This window comes from Saccharopolyspora spinosa NRRL 18395 (assembly GCF_000194155.1).
Lineage (GTDB): Bacteria > Actinomycetota > Actinomycetes > Mycobacteriales > Pseudonocardiaceae > Saccharopolyspora > Saccharopolyspora spinosa.
The window spans coordinates 189,652-209,153 of the sequence record NZ_GL877881.1; the positions used below are offsets into that span (position 1 = coordinate 189,652).

15 protein-coding genes and 1 pseudogene are annotated in these 19,502 nt (G+C 67.5%); 13 read left to right on the plus strand and 3 right to left on the minus strand.

Going from position 1 to position 19,502, the window contains the following annotated elements:
• Positions 1–64: 64 nt before the first annotated feature.
• Both SSPN_RS0134225 and SSPN_RS0134230 read right to left on the minus strand, forming a co-directional pair.
• Positions 65–1,675: a GMC family oxidoreductase gene (locus tag SSPN_RS0134225; RefSeq protein ID WP_010313903.1), complete on the minus strand. Its 1,611-nt coding sequence runs from the start codon at positions 1,673–1,675 to the stop codon at positions 65–67.
• Between the two features lie 11 nt (positions 1,676–1,686).
• Positions 1,687–3,150: an aldehyde dehydrogenase family protein gene (locus SSPN_RS0134230; protein ID WP_010313905.1), complete on the minus strand. Its 1,464-nt coding sequence runs from the start codon at positions 3,148–3,150 to the stop codon at positions 1,687–1,689.
• A 247-nt stretch (positions 3,151–3,397) separates the two neighbouring features.
• On the opposite strand from SSPN_RS0134230, the gene SSPN_RS0134235 reads away from it, so the two are divergent.
• Both SSPN_RS0134235 and SSPN_RS0134240 read left to right on the plus strand, forming a co-directional pair.
• The gene (locus tag SSPN_RS0134235; protein WP_029536010.1) at positions 3,398–4,537 is read left to right on the plus strand and encodes a zinc-binding dehydrogenase; all 1,140 of its coding nucleotides are present in this window, start codon (positions 3,398–3,400) and stop codon (positions 4,535–4,537) included.
• Complete coding sequence (locus SSPN_RS0134240) at positions 4,534–5,394, plus strand: isocitrate lyase/PEP mutase family protein (RefSeq protein ID WP_010313909.1); 861 nt, start codon at positions 4,534–4,536, stop codon at positions 5,392–5,394. The genes SSPN_RS0134235 and SSPN_RS0134240 overlap by 4 nt, the downstream gene beginning before the upstream one ends.
• 13 nt (positions 5,395–5,407) lie before the next feature.
• Here the strand turns inward: SSPN_RS0134240 and SSPN_RS0134245 are convergent, their stop codons facing one another.
• Positions 5,408–6,859 carry a helix-turn-helix domain-containing protein gene (locus SSPN_RS0134245; RefSeq protein WP_010313910.1) on the minus strand — a complete coding sequence of 484 codons (1,452 nt, stop codon included), beginning with the start codon at positions 6,857–6,859 and terminating at the stop codon, positions 5,408–5,410.
• Between the two features lie 343 nt (positions 6,860–7,202).
• Between SSPN_RS0134245 and SSPN_RS0134255 the strand changes: the two genes are divergently transcribed.
• The 11 genes and pseudogenes from SSPN_RS0134255 to SSPN_RS58840 form a co-directional block, all read left to right on the plus strand.
• The gene (locus SSPN_RS0134255) at positions 7,203–8,408 is read left to right on the plus strand and encodes an FAD binding domain-containing protein (RefSeq protein WP_237710895.1); all 1,206 of its coding nucleotides are present in this window, start codon (positions 7,203–7,205) and stop codon (positions 8,406–8,408) included.
• Between the two features lie 39 nt (positions 8,409–8,447).
• A complete protein-coding gene (locus tag SSPN_RS49575; RefSeq protein ID WP_010313918.1) occupies positions 8,448–9,293 on the plus strand; it encodes a phytanoyl-CoA dioxygenase family protein in 846 nt (281 codons plus the stop codon).
• Positions 9,294–9,299: 6 nt separating this feature from the next.
• Entirely contained in the window at positions 9,300–10,112 is an 813-nt protein-coding gene (locus SSPN_RS47205; protein WP_010313920.1) for an HpcH/HpaI aldolase family protein, read from the plus strand.
• Positions 10,109–11,254 (plus strand): DUF3500 domain-containing protein, encoded by a 1,146-nt coding sequence (locus SSPN_RS47210; protein WP_010313922.1) that lies wholly within the window; start codon positions 10,109–10,111, stop codon positions 11,252–11,254. Before SSPN_RS47205 ends, SSPN_RS47210 begins: the two co-directional genes overlap by 4 nt.
• Positions 11,255–11,355: 101 nt before the next feature.
• Complete coding sequence (locus SSPN_RS0134275) at positions 11,356–12,816, plus strand: aldehyde dehydrogenase family protein (RefSeq protein WP_010313924.1); 1,461 nt, start codon at positions 11,356–11,358, stop codon at positions 12,814–12,816.
• Between the two features lie 95 nt (positions 12,817–12,911).
• A complete protein-coding gene (locus SSPN_RS0134285) occupies positions 12,912–14,009 on the plus strand; it encodes a sugar ABC transporter substrate-binding protein (RefSeq protein ID WP_158309683.1) in 1,098 nt (365 codons plus the stop codon).
• Positions 14,010–14,039: 30 nt separating this feature from the next.
• The gene (locus SSPN_RS47215; RefSeq protein WP_044576392.1) at positions 14,040–15,557 is read left to right on the plus strand and encodes a sugar ABC transporter ATP-binding protein; all 1,518 of its coding nucleotides are present in this window, start codon (positions 14,040–14,042) and stop codon (positions 15,555–15,557) included.
• Between the two features lie 95 nt (positions 15,558–15,652).
• Positions 15,653–16,540 (plus strand): ABC transporter permease, encoded by an 888-nt coding sequence (locus SSPN_RS0134295; protein ID WP_143539613.1) that lies wholly within the window; start codon positions 15,653–15,655, stop codon positions 16,538–16,540.
• Positions 16,537–17,532, plus strand: coding sequence for an ABC transporter permease (locus SSPN_RS47220; protein WP_010313936.1), 996 nt, complete (start codon positions 16,537–16,539; stop codon positions 17,530–17,532). Before SSPN_RS0134295 ends, SSPN_RS47220 begins: the two co-directional genes overlap by 4 nt.
• Before the next feature lie 48 nt (positions 17,533–17,580).
• Positions 17,581–18,768, plus strand: a complete 1,188-nt coding sequence (locus SSPN_RS0134305; protein WP_010313938.1) for an NAD(P)/FAD-dependent oxidoreductase — start codon at positions 17,581–17,583, stop codon at positions 18,766–18,768.
• Positions 18,769–18,970: 202 nt separating this feature from the next.
• A pseudogene (locus SSPN_RS58840) lies at positions 18,971–19,502 on the plus strand (hypothetical protein); the annotation flags it as partial.

Sequence of the window (19,502 nt, forward strand, 5' to 3'; positions counted from 1 at the left end):
TGGCGTCGGCAGCACCGGCTGAGCGCCGACGGTCGGGCGGCGCTCAGCGGATTGTCGTCAAAACTCAGTCGGCGAGGATCAGATCAGCGGCTCGCCAGGCAAGCGCCATCGTGGGTCCGTTGCAGTTCCCCGAGATCATCGTCGGATAGACCGAGGCGTCCACCACGCGCAGTCCCGCGACGCCTCGCACCCGCAGCTCCGGATCGACCACGTCGTCGTCCTTCGGGCCCATCGCACAGGTGGCGAGCGCGTGGTAGCAGCAGGAGCCGTTCTCGAGCGAATCCCGGACGATGTCCTCGTCGGACGACACCCACGGCCCGGGGGTGATCTCGAACTCCACGAGTTCCCGCAGCGGACTCTGTTCGATCAGGTCGCGATACCTGCGCAGGGCCGCGACTGTGATCGTGCGGTCGTGCTCCGTCGCGAGGTAGTTCGGGACGATCTCCGGAGGGCTGTCGGGGTCGGGACCCGTGGTGTGGATCGACCCCTCGCTCGTCGGCCGCAGCACGTAGGCGAACAGGCGGATCCCTGGATCCTTCTCCGGTGCCAGCTTGCCGTGCTGCACCTTGTCGGCTCCGCCCATCGCGGTCGTGAGCGACATCGGCGCGATGGCGCCCTGAATGTCGGGCCGGTTCACCTCGGGCGCGGACTTGAAGTAAGCGGCGACATCCATGGCGCCGACCGCGATCACACCCTTGCGTTCGAACAGATAGCGCGCCCCCGTTGCCAGGTAGCGGGGGGTGCTCGAGATCAGCTTGTTGTAGCCGATGTTCTTGCGTAGCCGCGCCTGCAACTCGGTCGAGCGCTGTTCGAGCATCCGGTTGCCAACGTTCGGACTTTCCACCGCCTGCGCGATACCGGCCTCGGCCAGCACCTTGCCATCGCCGATCCCGGACCGTTCGAGCAGCAACGGCGATTCGAACGACCCCAGGCTCAGGATGACCTCCTTACGGGCACGCAGTTCCTTGAGATGACCCCGCTGCGACAACCGGACGCCGACGACCCGTCGGCCGTCGAAGACCAGCCGGATCGCCAGCGCGTGGGTCTCCACGGTGAGGTTCTTGCGGTTGCGCGCCGGGCGCAGGAACGCGGTGGCCGAACTCTGCCGGAGGCCGTGTTTGATCGTGGACGACATGTAGCCGATGCGCTCGTCATCGGAGGCGTTCATGTCCGCCACCCGCCGCCAGCCGAGATTCTCGCCCGCCGCAATGATCGCGTCACAGGCCTCCTCGGGTGACTGCACCGAGATGCCGAGGGGCCCACCGGCGCCCCGGGTTTCGGATCCGCCGAGCTGGTGGTCCTCCATCCGCTTGAAGATCGGCAGCATCTGGTCCCAGCCCCAGCCTGGGTTACCCAGGGCCGCCACGCCGTCGTAGTCGTCGGCCCAGCCACGGTTGTAGATCATGCCGTTGACGGCACTGGACCCACCCAGCACGCGTCCGCGCGCCCAATGCTCAACCTGGCCGTGCGCTCCAAACGGCTGGGTTGTGTAGTGCTTGACGTGGCGATCGCCGGAGAGCGCGAAGAAGAAGCCCTTGGGGACGTGCAGCGATGGATGCCGGTCCCCGCCGCCCGCTTCGAGGAGCAGCACGGTGTTGCGTGGGTTCTCCGACAGCCGGTTGGCCAGCACGCAGCCCGCCGATCCCCCGCCGATAATGATGTAGTCGTGTGACATGCGAGCCTCCGCTACGGCAGGACGACCTGCTTGATTTCGGTCAGATCGAAGAAACCTTCCGGGCCGCCGACACGGCCGTAACCCGAGGCTTTGACGCCGCCATACGGCGCCGTCAGGCACGGCGCGACGCCGTTGACCCAGAACGTGCCGACGCGCACCTGCGCGGCGACCCGCATGGCTTTATCGGTGTCGGTCGTGAACACCGCGCCGGCCAGCCCTAGCGGCGAGTCGTTGGCGATCCGGATTGCCTCGTCAACCCCGGAGGAGTAGCGGATTACGCAGTAGACCGGGCCGAAGATCTCGTTGCGTGCTACCTCCATCGTGTTGTCGACGTCGGTGAGCAGCGTAGGCTCCAGGTAGCACCCCGACTCGAAGCCCTCCGGCCGCTTACCACCGTAGGCCACCGTCGCCCCGGCCTCGACCGCACGGCGGATGTAGCCCTCGGCCCGGCTGCGGACGCGCTCGGTCGGCAGTGGCCCGAATTCGGTTGCCGGGTCTGTGGGGTCGCCGACCTTCACTGCCCCGAATGCTTCCCGGAGCCGGGCGACGATCTCGTCGTGACGTGTTTCCGGCACGAGCACCCGGGTAAGCGAGTTGCAGATCTGTCCCTGGAAGGTCGTCATCGCCATCAGCAGCGGGATCGTGGCGTCGAGGTCGGCGTCGTCCAGCACGATCGCGGCGGACTTCCCGCCGAGTTCGAGCGTGGTACGCACCAGGCGCCGCCCCGCAACCGACGCGACCTCCGCACCGATCTCGGTACCGCCGGTGAAGTGCACGGCGGCGACACCGGGATGGGCGACGAGGTGCTTGCTCACCTCAGCCTCCGCGGTCAGCACGCTGATGACGCCGTCGGGGAACCCGGCGAGGCCCGCGGCCTCGGCCAGGTGCTGGCCGACGAGCCGGTTCTCGGGTGGCAGCTTGACTATGACCGGGTTGCCGACGAGCAGCGCGGGAATCACCGAAAGGCCGACCTCGGTGGTGGGGCCGTTGTAGGTGAGGATGGCCAGCACCGGGCCAAGCGGCTCACGGCTGACCAGCGCGCGGCCCCCGGCGGTCTCGCGAATCTCGCTGAACGGCAGCTCACGTGCGAGCCGCAGCGAATCCCGGCCGGCGAGGCTCATGCCCTGACCGAACGCGACGGCTGTCGTGATCGGGATTCCGACCTCCTGCGACCATGCGAGGTTGATCTCGTCCAGCCGCTGTTCGAGTAGCGTAAGGAATCGCTCGACGACCACAGAGCGTTCAGCGGGGGTCATCGAGGGCCACGGGCCGGCTTCGAACGCGGCGCTCGCCTGCGCGACGGCGGCGTCGGCGTCCCCCGCTGAAACCTCAGGCAGGTGACAGAGCACCGAGCCGTCGATCGGCGAAACGACAGGCACCGCACGGGATCCGGACGGTGTCACCCACCTCCCGCCCACGAAGATGTCGCGCGGGTGCGGAAGGTCTCGCTGCGTACTCGACAGCGTGGACGTCATGGTCGCTCCTTTGCGTGCCGCGGATCGGACACCGGGAAGCATCCCCCTGCGCGTGCGTCCCGGCCATGTTGCCGTTCCCAAGCCCAAGCCGGTTCACTGTGAAGGGAACCAACCTCGGTGAGGTCGCGCGCATGTGCGGTGTCACAACCATTCGCAGTCCCATTGGGTTCGTCGCGATGGTGACATGACGCAGTCCGGAGCATTGTGCAGAGTGCGTGCTTGCGCCGAACAGAACGGAGACAACGAAGTGTCCACCGCATCCGTCGACGGTTTGCCCAGCTACAGCAAAGCAGCGGTGCTGACGAAATATCTGGAACCCCTTGAACTGCAAGAACTCCCGCTGCCGAACGAGCTGGCGCCCGAGGCGCTGCTGGTCCGGATGGAGGCATCCACGGTGTGCGGCTCCGACCACAAACTGTGGGCAGGCCGGATGGGCGGCGCCCTGCCGCTGCGGTTGCCGTTGATCCCCGGGCACGAGTTCGCGGGCCGGATCGTCCGGTTCGGCCCCGGTGATCGGGTCGACTCGTTCGGCACGCCGCTGCGCCTGGGCGACCGGATCACGTTCGTGCACTCCAACTGCGGCCATTGCGACTACTGCAGCCTGCACCACCTGCCGGCGCTGTGTACCAACCGTGACATGTATACGTTCACCTCGTCGGAAATCCCCCCGCACCTGTTCGGGGGCTTCTCCGAGTACGTGCACGTGTTTCCCCGTTCGGGGCGGGTCCGGGTACCCGACACTGTCGACAGCGCGATCGCGTCGGCTTCCAGCTGCGCACTGCGCACCGTGGTGCACAGCTTCGAACGCCTCGGCACGGTGGAGCCGTGGCAGACGCTGGTGATCCAGGGATCGGGCCCGCTCGGGCTGTTCGCCACCGCGATGGCGGACCATCTGGGCGCCGGGCGGATCATCGTGATCGGCGGACCGGCCGACCGCCTGGCGCTGGCCCGGCGCTACGGCGCGACCGACACGATCGCGATCGCCGACCACGCCGAGGGGGATGCCCGCGTCGAGGCCGTCCTGGAGCTGACCGGCGGCAAAGGTGCCGACGCGATCATCGAGCTTTCGGGTGCGCGCACCGCGTTCACCGAGGGACTGCGCATGATGCGGGTCGCAGGCCGCTACATCATCACCGGCCCGATGGACGAGCCGGGCACCGAGGTGGAGATCCGCCCCGGCTACCTCACCGGAAAGCAGGTCAACATCATGGGGGCTTGGTCGGCGGACATCTCGCACTACTGGAAGGCGTTGCGGTTCCTGGAAAAGACCGCCGACAAGTACGACTTCGCCGCGATGACCACCGCCCGCTACCCACTCACCGAAGCGACGACCGCGCTCGAGCGCATGGGAGCCTACGCCGACATCAAACCGGTGGTGATCCCATGACCGCGCGCTTACGATCGCTGCTGGGCGAGCACCGCGTCCTGCATCTGCCGACCGTGTGGGACGGGATGTCCGCCCGGCTCGCCGCCGAAGCCGGCTGGCCGGCTCTGCTCACGACCGGGCTCGGCATCGCGGCGACTCTCGGTCTGCCCGATCTGGAGCTCTATACCGCGACGGACAACCTGCAGGCGGTCACCCGGATCGCCGACGCGGTGGACGTGCCTGTCATCGCGGATATGGACAACGGGTACGGCGGGCCGGTCAACGTGCACCGCACCACCACGCTGTTCGAGCACGCGGGTGTCGAGGCCGTCGTCCTCGAAGACCAGCGCAGCCCCAAGACCTGCCCATTCTATGAGGGTGCGACGGTCGAGCTGGAATCCGTGGGCCCGGCGGCGAACAAGGTCCGCGCCGCCGCCGAGGCACGCCGCTCGGACCTCCTGGTCATCGCGCGCACCGATGCATCCGATCCCGCCGAAATACGCGAACGTGCGACTGCCTACGCGGCGGCGGGCGCCGATCTGGTCATGCCGAACGCGCCTGGGCCGGACTTCGGTCTCGACGATTGGGCCGCCCTGCGGTCGTCGGTAGGCGTACCGCTGGTGGCCTGTGTGATGCCGGGCAGCCGCGCGGAACGCGAGTGGGACGACGACACGTTGGCCGACGCCGGCATCTCGGTCGTGGTCGACGCGATCTACGGCTTGCTCGCGGCCGCGCACGCGACGCGCCAGGTCTTTACGCGGATGCGCGAAGACGGTCTGCGAGCGACGGAGCTGCCACCACTCATGGCCCATCACGAGCTCGGCGAGGCGATGGGCGACGGCGCGGTGCATGCCTTGCAAAAGCGTTACCTCACCTGACGAGCCCACCGGTTCAGGCTGTGACGACGTCGGCGACCAGGATCGCGAGCTTGAGGTCGAGCAGGTGACCGGTGTCCTCGATCGAGCCACCGGTTACCTTGCTGATCCGCTCCATCCGGTTCGTGATCGTGTTGGGATGCACGTTGAGTTCGCGTGCGGTGGCCCCGGCCCGCTGGTGATTGTTCAGATAAGCCCGCAGTGTCGGCAACAGCTCCGCGGAATGCTCCCGCACGGGATCCAGCAGCCGGCGGCTGAACGCGATCAGCTCGTCGGGCGGACCGCTGAGCAGGAACTGCAACGTACCCAGCTCTTCCAGGCGCGCTGCGGCGGACACCGATCCGGATCGCTGCCGCAGGCGAAGCGCGGCGAGCGCAGTCCGGTAGGCCGGCGCGTAGTCACCCAGCCGATGGCATTCGGCGCCCAGAACGGCCGAAAACGACACGCCGCCGATCTCACGGGTGGCGGCCACGTGCAACTGTTCGAGATACCGGTCGTAGGCCGGAGCTGAGGGCACCAGCACCACCGCCACGTCCTGCCGGTACGAGGTGAGGGCATGTGGCCGTGCTTCGGGCACCAGGCGCGCGGCGAGCCGCTCCAGCCGCCGCGCCGCACCGAAGGCGGGTCGGTCCGGCGCGATCACGAGCACCCGGTGCGGTGGTGCCATTTCGAATCCCGAGCGCAGGCACCGGTCGAGCAGCTCGTCACAGTCCACCGAACCATCAGCGGCGGCAAGGATATCCGTGAGCAGGTCGAGTTTGTGCCGCGTCTCGGCTTCGTAGATCGAGGCGCGTCGCTGGTGGTCCAGCGCGATCACCAGACCGGCGAACTCCAGTGCGATGTGCTCGTGCGCCGTCAGCGGCCGGTCGGTCACCAGCCAGCCAATGTCCGCGCCCGCAACGGAAACCCGCAACGCATCCGCCGCCGCGGCACGGTCGACGGTTTCGAATCGCACCTCCAGATCAAGCGCCTTGCCCAGCACCGCGAGGACTTCCTCCGGCCTCGCTCCCCTTAGCACGAGTTCGATCATGTGTGCGTGCAGCTTGCGGTTCTGGTCGAGTGTGGTGAGCGCCGCCTGCAGCTCGGCGATCGCCGATTCCTGATTCCGCCGGAGCTGGTATCCCTCCAGCACCACACCGGCGTGATTGGCGAGTGATTCGATCAGATCGGTACGGGCGCGCTTCGCCTGGCCGGGTTCGTCGCAGTAGCAGATGAGCACGCCAAGCGGCGCTCCCGAAGCGACAATGGGCACCGCCAGCAGCGAACGGTAACCCTCCGCTTCGGCCAGCCCACGCCACGGCGCGAAGGCAGGATCGGTGTGCGTGTCATGCACCACGACGGAGCGGCCACTGCGGAAACCGCGCACCGACGGGCCGTAGGAGTCGTCCGGCCGGTTCCGGAAGTGCAGCGGCCGATCGCTGTTGAGGTGCTCGATGTAGTCCGCGGTCAGCCCGTACGCCCCGACCACCCGCAGGATCCCCCGCCGGCACCCCCCGCCACAGCGACGCGGTCGACATCGCCCAGCGTCGCGCACGACCGCGCGATGATGTCTCCGACCTGCCGCTCCGTCGCACCCCCGTTGACCGCCTTCGACACCGTGGTCAACGCGTCGACCCACCCGCGATCGGTTGGGCGGCCAGCTGGCGTCCAATACCGGTTGACCCGCGTGCTGTTCAGACTCGCCTCGTGGCTGGCTACATTGCCGGTCATCGCCTTAGCCTGACGCAGACACGTGGCAATCACAACACCTACCGCGATTCCTGTGTATCGCCACATTGCTGGCGAGATCGCCGCTGACGAACATGGAATGCGTGACGAATACAGAGCGAGACCGGACGCACACCCGGCAGGCAATCGTGGTCGGAGGCTCGATCGGCGGCCTCGGCGCTGCCGCGTTGCTGCGCCGGCAAGGCTGGGAAGTCACCGTCTACGAACGCTCACCCGTCACGCTCGCCGGGGCCGGAGCCGGAATCGTCGTCCATCCGTCCACCGTGCGCCATTTCGTGGAGCATCGCGGCATGCCGCTGGAACAGATCAGTTGCGGTGCCAAGTTCGCCCGGGTGCTCGACGGCGCGGGCACGGCGCTCTATGAGGAACCCTGCCGTTACCACTTCACATCGTGGACCACGCTCTATGCCACATACCTCGATTCCGTGGGGCGCGGAAACTATGTGCTGGGCGAACAACTCGTCGCACTCGAACAGGACCTGGACACCGCCTGGGCGCGGTTCGCCTCAGGCCGGGTGGCGGAGGCCGACCTGGTCGTGTGCGCCGACGGCATCGGGTCCACGGCCCGCGAGCTGTTGGTCGGCCAGGTCACCCCAGCCTATTCGGGCTACGTGGGCTGGCGCGGCGTCGTCGAGGTGGACCGGCTCAGCCCGCACACCGCGCAGGCTTTGACCGAGGCCCTCACCTACGGGGTGATCAACGACAGCCACATCGTCGTATACCCGATACCCGACACCGATCCCGGGTCGGTGCAGACCCCGAAAACACTCAACTACGTGTGGTACCGCAACGTCGAATCGGCCGAACACCTTCGTGCCCTGCTGACCGGAAAGGACGGCGTGGAGCGGAGTTTGGCGATGCAGCCGGGGCTCGTACGCGACGAATTCACCAACGAACTGCGCGCCGCGGCGGACGCAGAGCTGCCGCCCGTTCTGGCTGAACTCGTCAACCGCACTCACGAGCCTTTCTTGCAGGTGGTCGTCGACCTTGAGGTACCCGAAATGGCCTTCGGGCGGGTCGCACTGATCGGCGACGCCGCGTTCGCCGCCCGGCCACACGCCGCCGCCGGCACGGCCAAAGCGCTCGAGAACAGCTGGGCACTCGCCGAGGCACTGGAGACGTTCGACGATGTCGAGGCGGCGCTGAACGATTGGAGTCCAGCACAGCTTGAACTGGGCAGCAACCTGGTGCACCGGTCACGGCGCTTGGGTGAACGCGCGCAGTTCGAACGAGCCTGGACTCCCGGAGACCCGGACCTGCGCTTTGGGCTGTATGGCCCCGGCCGCTGAGCCCGTATCACAATTGTTTCAACGTCGAAAGGTTGCCTGATGAGCAGTAAAGTCACCGTCGAGCGGAACCAGATCCGGGACCGTGTGGTCAAACAGCTCGATACTCCCTATGACCTTGACCCCGCCCGGGTGACGTCGTTCGCCGAGAACGGCTGGGTTCACCTGCCGGGACTGCTCAACGCCGAGGAAGCCGGCGAAATCTACGCCGGGCTGAAGGAATTCGGCGATCTTGAGGTGGGGTCGGACGAGAAGTGGCTCGTCACCGAGGAATACCAGCAGGTGCTGCGGATGCAGGACGGCATGGCCTGGGAAGACCAGTTCTTCCGTAACGTGGCGGTGTCCCGGCGGCTCAGTGAAACCGCGCTCGCGCTGATGGGCCTCGACGAGGCGAAGTTCATTCTCGACATGGCTTTCATCAAGCCGGCGGAAAAGGGCAAGCCCACCGCGTTCCACCAGGACTGGCCGTACTGGCCGTTCGACCGGCAGGGTGCGCTGACGATCTGGATCGCGCTCGTCGATCTGCCCGCCGAGTCGGGCACATTGCAGTTCCTGTCCGGTTCACACCGGGCCGGCCCGCTCGGCCAGTTCAATCGCGTCCCCGGAGACGACATCCGCAATGCCTACCCCTCACTGAGCGATGACTTTCCGGTCGCCGCCGGCAAGGCACTCAAGGCCGGCGACGCGACAGTGCACATGGACATGACCGTCCATGGCTCGGGCCCCAACGAGACCGAGCACGAGCGCGCCGCCTACACCGCCCGGTACCTGACCCCGAGCGCGCGCTACACCGGTTCGCCGCACCGTCACTTCGACGCGATGAAAATGGAGTGCGGGGTCGAGTTCGGCTCGGTGGACGCTTTCCCGACCGTGCGTCGGCAGGGCTGATCTCTCATGCAGCCCAACAGGTTGCGCCGCGCCATCGACGAACCTGCCGGGACCGCCGTCGGCAGTCTGGTCATGCTCGAAGGCGGCGGCACGGCACGGGTGCTCGCGCGGTCCGGCTACGACTTCCTGGTGGTCGACGTCCAACATGGCGCCTTCGGTGCGAGCGGCGTTGACGCCGTCCTCGGCGCGGTGCGCGGCGCGGACTGCGCGGTCATCGTCCGGGTGGCCGCCGGCCGCCCGGACCAGATCGAGTGGGTGCTCGATCAGGGTGCCCACGGCGTGATGGTGCCCCTGGTGAACAACGCGGACGACGCTCGGCGAGCCGTGGCGGCGTGCCGCTACCCACCACGGGGCAGTCGTAGTGTCGGTGGCGTGCGCAACCTGCTGGAACGCGGCCCGGGATATCTGTCCGGAGCGGACGACGACGTGGTGTGCATCGTCCAGATCGAACACGTCGCGGCACTGTCCAATCTGGACGAAATCCTCGCCGTACCCGGGATAGACCTTGTCACGCCCGGCCATGTCGACCTCGCCCGGTCAATGGGATACGTCGCGGACTACGGCGGTTCGATCAACAGCGGCGGCATGGCACCGGACGTGCAGGACGCGCTCCGTGAGATCCGCGACGCCTGCGCTCGCCACGGCATCCCCCACGTTCCCGTGGCGGGCTCCCAAGCCGAATTCGTGCACGCCGCCGGCAACGGCGACCGCATCGTCTGCTTCAGCAGCGACTACCACCAGCTCCGGCTGGCGGTGACCGACAACGTCGAGGCGTGCCGGAAGGTGCTGGGCGAAGGACCAGCTGGCGGCCACCCATGACCGAGTCGGTCGCCCGGGAAATCGCAGCCGTCGCGAGCGCGTGGCTGGCAACGCTGAGCCGGGACCAGCGCGCCATTGCCCATTGGCCCGCCCCAGGCGCCGATCCCCAGACCGAGGCGGAGCGCCTGCGGTGGTACTACACACCCACCGACCACGGTGGGCTCACCCTGGGCGCACAATCGCTATCCCAGCAACGCCTCGTCATGCGGCTACTGGCCGCGGCGCTCTCGCCCGCGGGCTACGCCACGCTGATCACGGTGATCGGTCTGGAGAACGAACTGGATCGAGTCGAAGGCTTCGCCATCGACTGGGGCCAAGAACGCGGCCGGGATCCCGGCCGGTACCACCTGCGGGTGTTCGGCGACCCCACGGGACCGACGCCCTGGAGCTGGCGTTTCGGTGGGCATCACATCTCGGTCAACGTGCTGGTCGCCGACGGTGCCGTGCGGTCGGCGACACCTCTGTTCCTGGGCGCGGACCCGGCGGCGACAGGCCTCGTCGGCGGTGGGTCGCTGCGCCCGCTCGGCGGTATCGAGGACACCGCACGGGCACTCGTCCGGTCGTTCGACCGGGATCTGGCGTCCAGGGCGGTCGTGCACGACCGGGCACCGTCGGACATCATCGGCGGCAACCGCAGCCACCTTGCCGATGGTGATCAGATGCTCCCGCTGGGGGAAGTGTGGCGAGGCCACTTCAGCGATCCGGAGCTGCGAGCGCGCGTCCAGGGCATGGTCGACACGGCCGCGCGCGAATCGGGCTATGGACCGCGCGACCACAAGGCGCTGGCTCTTCGGCGAACGCCCCTTGGCGTCGCCGGGAAAGAACTCGACCGGAACCAGCGTGCGCTGCTCGGGCAGCTGGTCGCCGGCTTCCAGGGCCGGGTGCGCGACGGACTGACCGTACCGGTGGACCTGGATACCGTGCACTTCGCGTGGGCAGGTCCGACTCATCGGGGCGCGCCGCATTACTTTCGCCTGCAGAGCCCTCGCATCCTGGCGGAGTGGGACAACACAGCCAGGAAGGCCAACCACGCACATTCCGTCTGGCGCGAGCCAGGAGCGGACTTCGGAGTCGGCTTGAAGAGGACGGCTCGCACTCTTGGCGAGATTCACAATGATCCGAAATTGAGTTGGGGAAGCTGACATGGCTCGACGCGTTCTCGGCTCGCAAGCTAGCTCACCAACGTCGATGCATCGGTGCACCGGTGCACCGGTGCACCGGCGTCCGGAGGAGGTCATGAGCGATGACGGTGTCAATCGAACGCCGCGTGGAAGTTCCTCACCCTCGCGAGCTTTTCCTGGGCGGACACTGGACGAAGCCGTTGAGCGCCCACACCATTCCCGTCGTCTCGCCGATCGACGGATCTGTGCTGTGCGAACTTCCCGAGGTCTCGAGGGACGACGCCGCTCGTGCCATCGCAGCGGCACGGGCAGTCGCCGAGTCCGGCTCGTGGTCCGTGCTGTCGCCGGCAGACCGTGCGAACGCCGTGGCGAAGTATCTCGACGAGCTCGAAGCGATGCTCCCGCAGATCAACGATGCCTGGGTGAACGAGGTCGGGGTGCCGGCGCAGGTCGCCGTCGCGTTCGGCGGTGCGATGAGCCTGGCGGGCCGCGACTCGATCCGGCTGGCCCGCGAGCTTCCGTTCACCGAGGTGCGCGAGACGGCCGGAGGCAGGGTCGTGGTGACCCGTGAGCCGCTGGGGCCGGTTCTCGCGATCCTGACCTACAACGGGCCCACGACCGAGATCGGCCTCTCGGTGATTCCCGCGCTGCTGGTCGGCAACCCCGTCGTCATCAAGTTGCCACCAGAGAACCGGATGGTAGGTCACTTCCTCGCCGAGGCGGCGGCGCGAGCCGGGCTCCCCGAAGGCCTGCTCAGCGTAGTGACCGCTGAGACCGAAGTCAGCAAATACCTGGTGGCGCATCCCGACATCGCAGCCGTCCACTTCACCGGCGGCACCGAGATCGGCGGCGAGGTGGCCGCCACCACGGCCGGCCGCCTGGCCTGTTCAACGCTGGAGCTGGGCGGGAAATCCGCGGCGATCGTGCTCGACGACGCCGACCTCGACAAGACCGCGCCCCTGCTGATGGCGATGACGACGTTCCAGGGCCAAATCTGCAACGCCCTCACCCGCGTGCTGGTGTCCCGCACCCGCTACGACGAGGTCGTCGCCCGGCTCACGACGGAGTTCGGGCGCCTCAAGGTGGGCGACCCACGGGACGAGGAGACGAACTTCGGGCCGCTGCCCAGCGAACGGGTCCGTGCGCGCGCCGAAGGGTACATCGAGCGGGCCGTCGCCGCGGGCGCGACCGTCGCATTCGGCGGGCGACGCCCGGCCGAGTTTCCGCGAGGCCGCTACCTGGAACCCACGCTGCTGACCAATGTCGCCAATTCGATGGAAGTCGCGCAGAACGAAATCTTCGGGCCCGTCTTCTGCGTCATCGCCTATGACGACATCGAGGACGCGATCCGGATCGCCAACGACAGCAGGTTCGGACTCGCCGGAGCGGTCTTCACCGAGGACATGGACGCGGCCCAGGCGATCGCGGCACGCGTGCACGTGGGCACGTTCTGGATCAACGCAACCGCGCCATGCCTGACCGCCCCCTACGGCGGCATGAAAGATTCCGGACACGGCCGGGTCGGCGGTCCAGAAGGGTTCTTCGACCTGACGGAGATCAAGCAGATCGTCGTCGGTCCGTAACCGAGCCGACCCGAAGCGTCGGCGGCGGCGCCGTTCACCCGTCCACCAACAAGACCACCTCGATCGGGCGGTCTACGAGAAAGTGTGCTACCCCCATGCCAAAAAAAGCCTCACGCAGGTGGTCGATCATCACCGCGCTCCTTGCCCTCATCGCATGTGTGACCGGCTGTTCGGCTCCGTCGGGAGCCGGTTCGGCAGGGACGCAGAGTAAACGCATCGTCGGCTTCCTGCCCTCGTCCTCCTACGCGTACCTGGTCGACTACGTCAACGCCGCCAAAGCCGAAGCGAAGGCCCGAGGATACGAACTCACCGTCTACGAGAACAACTTCGACCAGTCCGTCGAAGACCAGCAGGTTCAGCAGGTCGTCGCCAGCGGCGACCGGCCGGCGGGATTCCTGTTCTGGCCGAGCAACCCTCAGGCCGCGGTGAACAGTACGCGCCAGCTTTCGCGGATCGCGCCGGTGGTCCAGCTGAACGCACAGGTGCTCCCCGAGGCGAAGAACTACGTCAAGGCATTCGCCGGCCCCGACGATGTCACCGTCGGCCGGATCGCTGGCGAGATGGCGATCCGGGCACGAACGGAGGCAGTCGCCGGCGGACGACTCGCGAAGGGCGCGCCCGGCAACCTGATCGAACTGGCCTTCCCAGAGGTCTATACCCCTGGCGCTGCGCGGACACAGGGATTCGCCGACGCGACCAAGGACGCGCCGTTCACGGTGCTGCGCAAGGAGTTCGTGGGCACCGACGCCAACTCCGGCTTCGCGGCCGCCAACACGCTTATCCCGCAGTACCGCGCCCGTGGCCTCGACTTCATCTACGTGCACAACGCCGAGCTTGCGGTCGGAGTGGTCCGCGCCCTGCGGCAGAACGGCCTCGTGCCAGGGAAAGACGTGACAGTCATCGTCGGCGACGGCAACGGTGGAAAGGCGCTGCTGGCCAACGGAGAGGTCTACAGCGCCGTGGTCCAGTCCGCGAACATCGACGGCACCCTCGCGGTCCGTTCGATGGTGCAGTACCTCGAGACCGCAAAGGTGCAGCCCGGCCGATCCGACGCGGTCGCGCAGGAGACGATGCCGGCGTACACCTCCACTCCGCCGTACGAGGCCACGTTCCTTCCACTTGTCGGCGTGACCGCCAAGGACGCCTCCTCGCTGAAGCTGTGGGGTTTCGACTTCGAGCACCTCCTGAGCTGACGACCGGTGTGGACCAAGCGAGGAGGAGCGATGACGACACCGACAGCGCCAGTTCAACGACTGGTCATGCGGGGAATCCAGAAGCGATACGGCGTGGTTCACGCTCTGCGTGACGTCGACTTCGAACTGCGGCCAGGAGAGGTGATGGCCCTCCTGGGCGAAAACGGGGCAGGCAAGAGCACGCTGGTCAAGATTCTGGCCGGCCTGGTCACCCCGGACCACGGCAAGATCGTCGTGGACGGCGATCCGGTCCCGCTCGGCAGCACCCGGCGAGCTCAGCAAGCCCGGATCGCGGTCGTCCAGCAAGAGTTCAGCGCCGTTCCGTCGCTGACCGTGGCCGAAAACCTCCTCCTGGGCCGGGCCGATGCGGGCTTGTGGTGGACCCGTCGCCGGATGGCCGCACGCCTGGGCGGACTCCTGGCGCAGGTCGGCCTGGACCACGTCGATCTCGCAACCCCCGTGGAAGAACTCTCCGTGCCAGAAGTCCAACTACTCGAGATCGCCCGGGTGCTGGCCAGAGACGCCCAGATCGTGATCTTCGACGAACCGACCACGGCGCTGTCCGACTTCGAGATCGAGCGAGTGCTCAAGGTCGTCCGCAAACTGGCCGAACAAGGTCGCAGCATCATCTACGTGACCCACCGCCTGCCCGAGGTGTTCGAGATCGCCGACCGCGTCACGGTGTTTCGCAACGGTGAGAGCCTGCCCGCGGCACGCGTGGAGGACCTGAGCGTGTCCGACATCATCGCGATGATGCTCGGCCGCGAGGTGACCACCATGTTCCCCGACCGTGGTGTGGCGGGCCAAGCTTGCCCGGTGCTTTCGGTCACCGGCCTGGTGACCACCCGTCTGGCGGAGCCCGTGTCCTTCGAACTGCGCCAAGGGGAGATTCTTGGTTTCGCCGGCCAGCTGGGCTCGGGCGCATCCGATGTCCTCCAGGCGCTCGCCGGGATTTCGCCGGGCGCGGCGGGGCAGGTCGAACTCAACGGGGAGCCGCTGTCGCTCGCAGACCGGCGCGCCGGCATCGCGAAGCGAATCGCGTACTGCTCCCCCGACCGCAAGAGAAACGGTATCTTCGCGGACCTGTCGGTCGAGGACAACCTCTCCTCGCCGTGGCTCCGGGCGGTGTCCACAGCGGGTGTCGTTTCGCGCCGCCGGCTCGGTTTGGCGACACGGGAGGCCGCTGGTGTCTTCGCTATCGACGAGAGGCGCCTGCGGATGCCGGTCGGCGCGCTCAGCGGCGGGAACCAGCAGAAGGTCGCATTGGGCAAGTGGCTCGGCATCGAGCCCGCGGTCCTCCTCGTGGAGGAGCCCACCCGTGGCGTGGACGTCGGGGCACGCGCGGAGATCTACACCTACCTGCGCCGGCTGTGCCGCCAAGGCATGTCGATGATCGTGTCCTCTTCGGACACCGCGGAGCTCCATGGGTTGTGTGACACCATCGCGGCGTTCTACCGCGGGCGGATGACCGAGATCCGGCCGCACGACGCCTGGACCGAGCGGAGCCTGGTCCAGAAAGTGATGCACCGCGAGGAGGTGGCCTCGTGAAAATCGCCACTTCCCGCGTGCCCGCCCCGCAAACCAGTCCAGCCCGCCGCGATCGGAGGGCGGTGTCCCGGCGCTGGGCGCCGTGGGTTGTCGCGGTGGTCGTGCTGGCCGTGGTCGCCGCACTCACACCAGGGTTCGCGTCGGTTGACAACGTGCGGGCAATCCTGGTCAATGCCTCGGTCGTCGGCATTCTGGCCGTGGCCATGACGCCTATCGCGCTTTCCGGGAACTTCTTCTCCCTGGGCATTCAGCAGTCGGTGGTGCTGGCAGGATTGCTGTTCCTGTCCTGGGTGAGCGGGGGCATGAACCCGCTACTCGCCATCCTGCTCGTGCTCGGGGTTCAGGTGCTCATCGGGGCGGGACAGGCGCTTGTGGTCTCCGCCGGGCTCAACCCGGTCATCACCACTCTGGCCGTCGGTTCGGTGCTGTTCGGGGCGATGAGCCAGGTGACATCTGGGCGAAGTACGACGGCGGGGAACGCCGACATCAGCTGGCTCGGCATCATTCCTGTCCTCGGGATCCCGATGTCGGTCTACCTTTTCGTGGTGTTCCTTCTGGTGATGGAGTACTGGTTACGGCACACGGTTTCCGGACGTGAGCTGCGGCTCGTCGGGGCCAACCGCGCGACTGCTCAGCTGTCTGGCGTGTCTCGCCGCCGCGCCACGCTGTACGCCTTCCTCGTGCTGGGGATCGGATGCACGCTGGGTGGCGTCATCCTCAGCGCCCAGATCGGTCAGGTGGCGGCGAACGACTTCTCGTCATTGACTATCGACGTGCTGGCAGCCGTGCTGGCCGGCGGGACCTCGATCGGGGGCGGGCGGGGCTCGGCCGCGCAGTCGGCTGCCGGCGCGGTGTTCATCGCCTTGCTGTCGAACGTGCTGCTGCTGCACGGGCTCGGGTCCGGACCCAAAGCACTGATCGTGGGCGGGGTCGTGCTTGCTGTCGTCATTGTCATCCATCTCAAGCGCGGGAGGTCGTCGTGATCCGTGCCGTCCCGTCCATGGTCGGCCGCTACGCACTGCGGCTCGTCATCATGCTCATCGTCCTGGTCGCGATGCTCGTGCTGGCGCCCGGACTGCTGTCCCTGGCGGGAACGTTCAGCTTCCTCGAAGGGTTCTCGTTGCTCGGGCTGGTCGCGCTGGGCCTCGGTGTCACGGTGATCGCCGGCGAGCTCGACCTCTCGGCGGGCTCGATGGCGGCCCTCGCCGCGGTGCTCGCCGTGCATGTCGCACCGCTCGGGCTGGTCCCCACGCTCCTGCTGGTTACCTTCTTCGGCTTCGTGGCAGGGGCGATGCAGGGCTGGCTGATCGGGCGGCTGGCCATCAACTCTCTGGTGTTCACGCTCGCGACGCTGATCGGCTTCGGCGGCCTTGCCTGGGTGGTCAGCGGAAACCGGGCGATCGTGTTGAAAGACCTGTCGGTCACCGACCCACTGTTGAGCAGTATCGGCGTGTTCTCTCCGTCCAGTCTCCTCGCGCTCATCGCCTTCGTCGTAGTCGGCATCGTGCTGGCGTTCGCACGGGTGGGTCGCGAGATTTACGCGATCGGCGGTGCGCGCGCGGAAGCCATCGCAGCCGGTGTCGACGCGCCCCGCGCTTTGTCGGTGTCCTTCGCCGTCAGCGGGGCGTGCGCGGCATTGGCAGGGTCGCTCGCCGCACTGCGAAGCGGCAGCGCCTCACCGGACAGCTTCGCGACGATCCTCATTGCCGCCGTGATCGCCGTCCTGATTGGCGGCGTCGGCCTGAGCGGGGGACGCGGCACCGTCGTCAACATCGCCATCGGTGTCTTCGTCGCGTCAGTGGTGTCCGCCGCGATGTTCGCCCGCGGTGAGGCCACTTCCGTCGCCGAACTCGTCATGGGCGTGGTACTCGTGCTGATCTTGGCCGCCGAGTACTTCGCGTCCCGATGGGGCCGGAAACGAGCCCAGAAAGCCCTGCGGAGAAGCAGGAACAGCCCAGCGATGACGACGGCCTGACTGCACCGAGATCTCGGTGGTCTGCTGCCGGCAGGAGAGGAAAGCAACGTGAGTCGACCGAGGCACGTCGCGGTGATCGGTGCGGGGCTCGGTGGTTTACGGACGGTTGAGCAGCTGCGGAGCGCGGGGTTCAAGGGGTCGATCAGTCTCGTCGGCGCCGAACCGCACGCGCCATACGACCGGCCACCGTTGTCGAAGCAGGTGCTCACCGGAGCATGGACGCCGGAACGGGTCATGCTGCGAGATGCCGACGCCCTCGCAGCGCTGCGCGTCAGCACTCGCTTCGGTGTGCCTGCCGTCGCGCTGCGTGAAGACGCGGTGGAGTTCGCCGACGGGACCGCGCTGACCGCCGACGCGTTCGTGATCGCGACGGGAGCCGAGGCGCGCACGGTGCCCGGCCAGCCCAAGGAGGTGCACACGCTACGCACTCTCGACGATTCGCTGTCGCTGCGGTCCGCATTGCACGGCGCGAATTCGCTGCTCGTGGTGGGCGGCGGTTTCATCGGCGCCGAGGTCGCCAGCGGGGCGGTCGACCAGGGCCTGCGGGTGACCGTCCTCGAGGCGCTGCCGGTGCCGTGTGAACGCGCTCTCGGCCCGGAGGCGGGTGTCCTCTGTGGACGTTTGATTACCGAGGGTGGGGCGGATCTGCGGCTGGGCGCCAAGCTGACCCGGTTCGTCAGCGCGAACACGGTCGAACTGGCCGACGGCGAGCGCCTGACCGCGGATGTCGTGCTGGTCGGTATCGGAGCGGCACCCGCGCTGGATTGGCTGGCCGGGTCGGGCGTCGTTGTGACGAACGGGATCGCCTGTGACACATCGGGGCGGGTGCTCGGCCTGCCCGGGGTATGGGCGATCGGGGATGTCGCGGCATGGAAGGATCCGTTGCGGGGCGGGCATTTTCGGTACGAACATTGGACCAGCGCCACGGACCAGGCTGCGGTAGTCGCGCGGGACATCGTTGGCACCGAACCACCGCCGCGCACCGTGCCGTACTTCTGGTCGGACCAGTTCGGGCTGAAGATCCAGGGGATCGGACGCCCCGACTTGGCAGACAGCGTGCTGCCGCTGAAGGGCGAGGGCCTCGCCGGCGGCGCGATCAAGGGAACCGTGACAGGCTACTTCGCACGCGAGCGCCTGGTCGGCGTGGTCGGATTCGGTGCGGCACAGTGGGTCGCGCGCTACCGGGCTTTGGTCGCCCAGAACGCCGGCCGCGCGGAAGTCCTCGCACTCGAGTAAGCGTGGATCGCCTTCACCAACTCAACGCAAACCTCGTCGCGTCAACGGGCGCTGTTCGCGGCGACACCGAAGTGCGACGGCGCATGGGCCGCGATGTCCAAGGCGTGCCGGATCGCTGTGCGTCCGGCACCCAGACGGACCGCGTTGGCCAGGTAGCGGTGATTCGGCAGACATCAGGGACTTCCAAGACCGCGGTCTCGACGTGATCACCGACTTCGCGGGCTATGGCACCACCACGGCCTCCGCGATCGACGCGGTCAAGCCGTTCGGCCGTGTCGTCCAGATCGGGCTCGCGGTGGAGATGACTACGATCTCCGCGCACCAAATGGTAACCCCACAGGCGACCTCCGACAGCCTGGCCCCGGTGGTGCAGAACAGCCGGATTATCGCTTCATCACGCAAGCTCAGGAAGTCTTGCCTTTACACCGTAGCGCTTCAGAAATCCTTCAGTGCTGCTGACCTGGGCGTCGTCCGTGGTCGGGCAGGATCCGTCCTTGTGCTCGTACAGATGAGCTACCTGCTCGCTACGCGGACCTTCGCGTGGCTCGCTCTACTATGTCGGTCTACCCCGGCGAAGAACGCCGAGATACTCATCCTGCGGCACGAGATCACAGTGCTACGCAGACAGGTCACCCCGCCGAAGCCTGCCTGGCCGGATCGCGCGCCGCTGGCCGCGCTCGCTCGGCTCCTGCCTCAACGACTCCGCGGCCACCGGATTGTCCCACCACGCACCT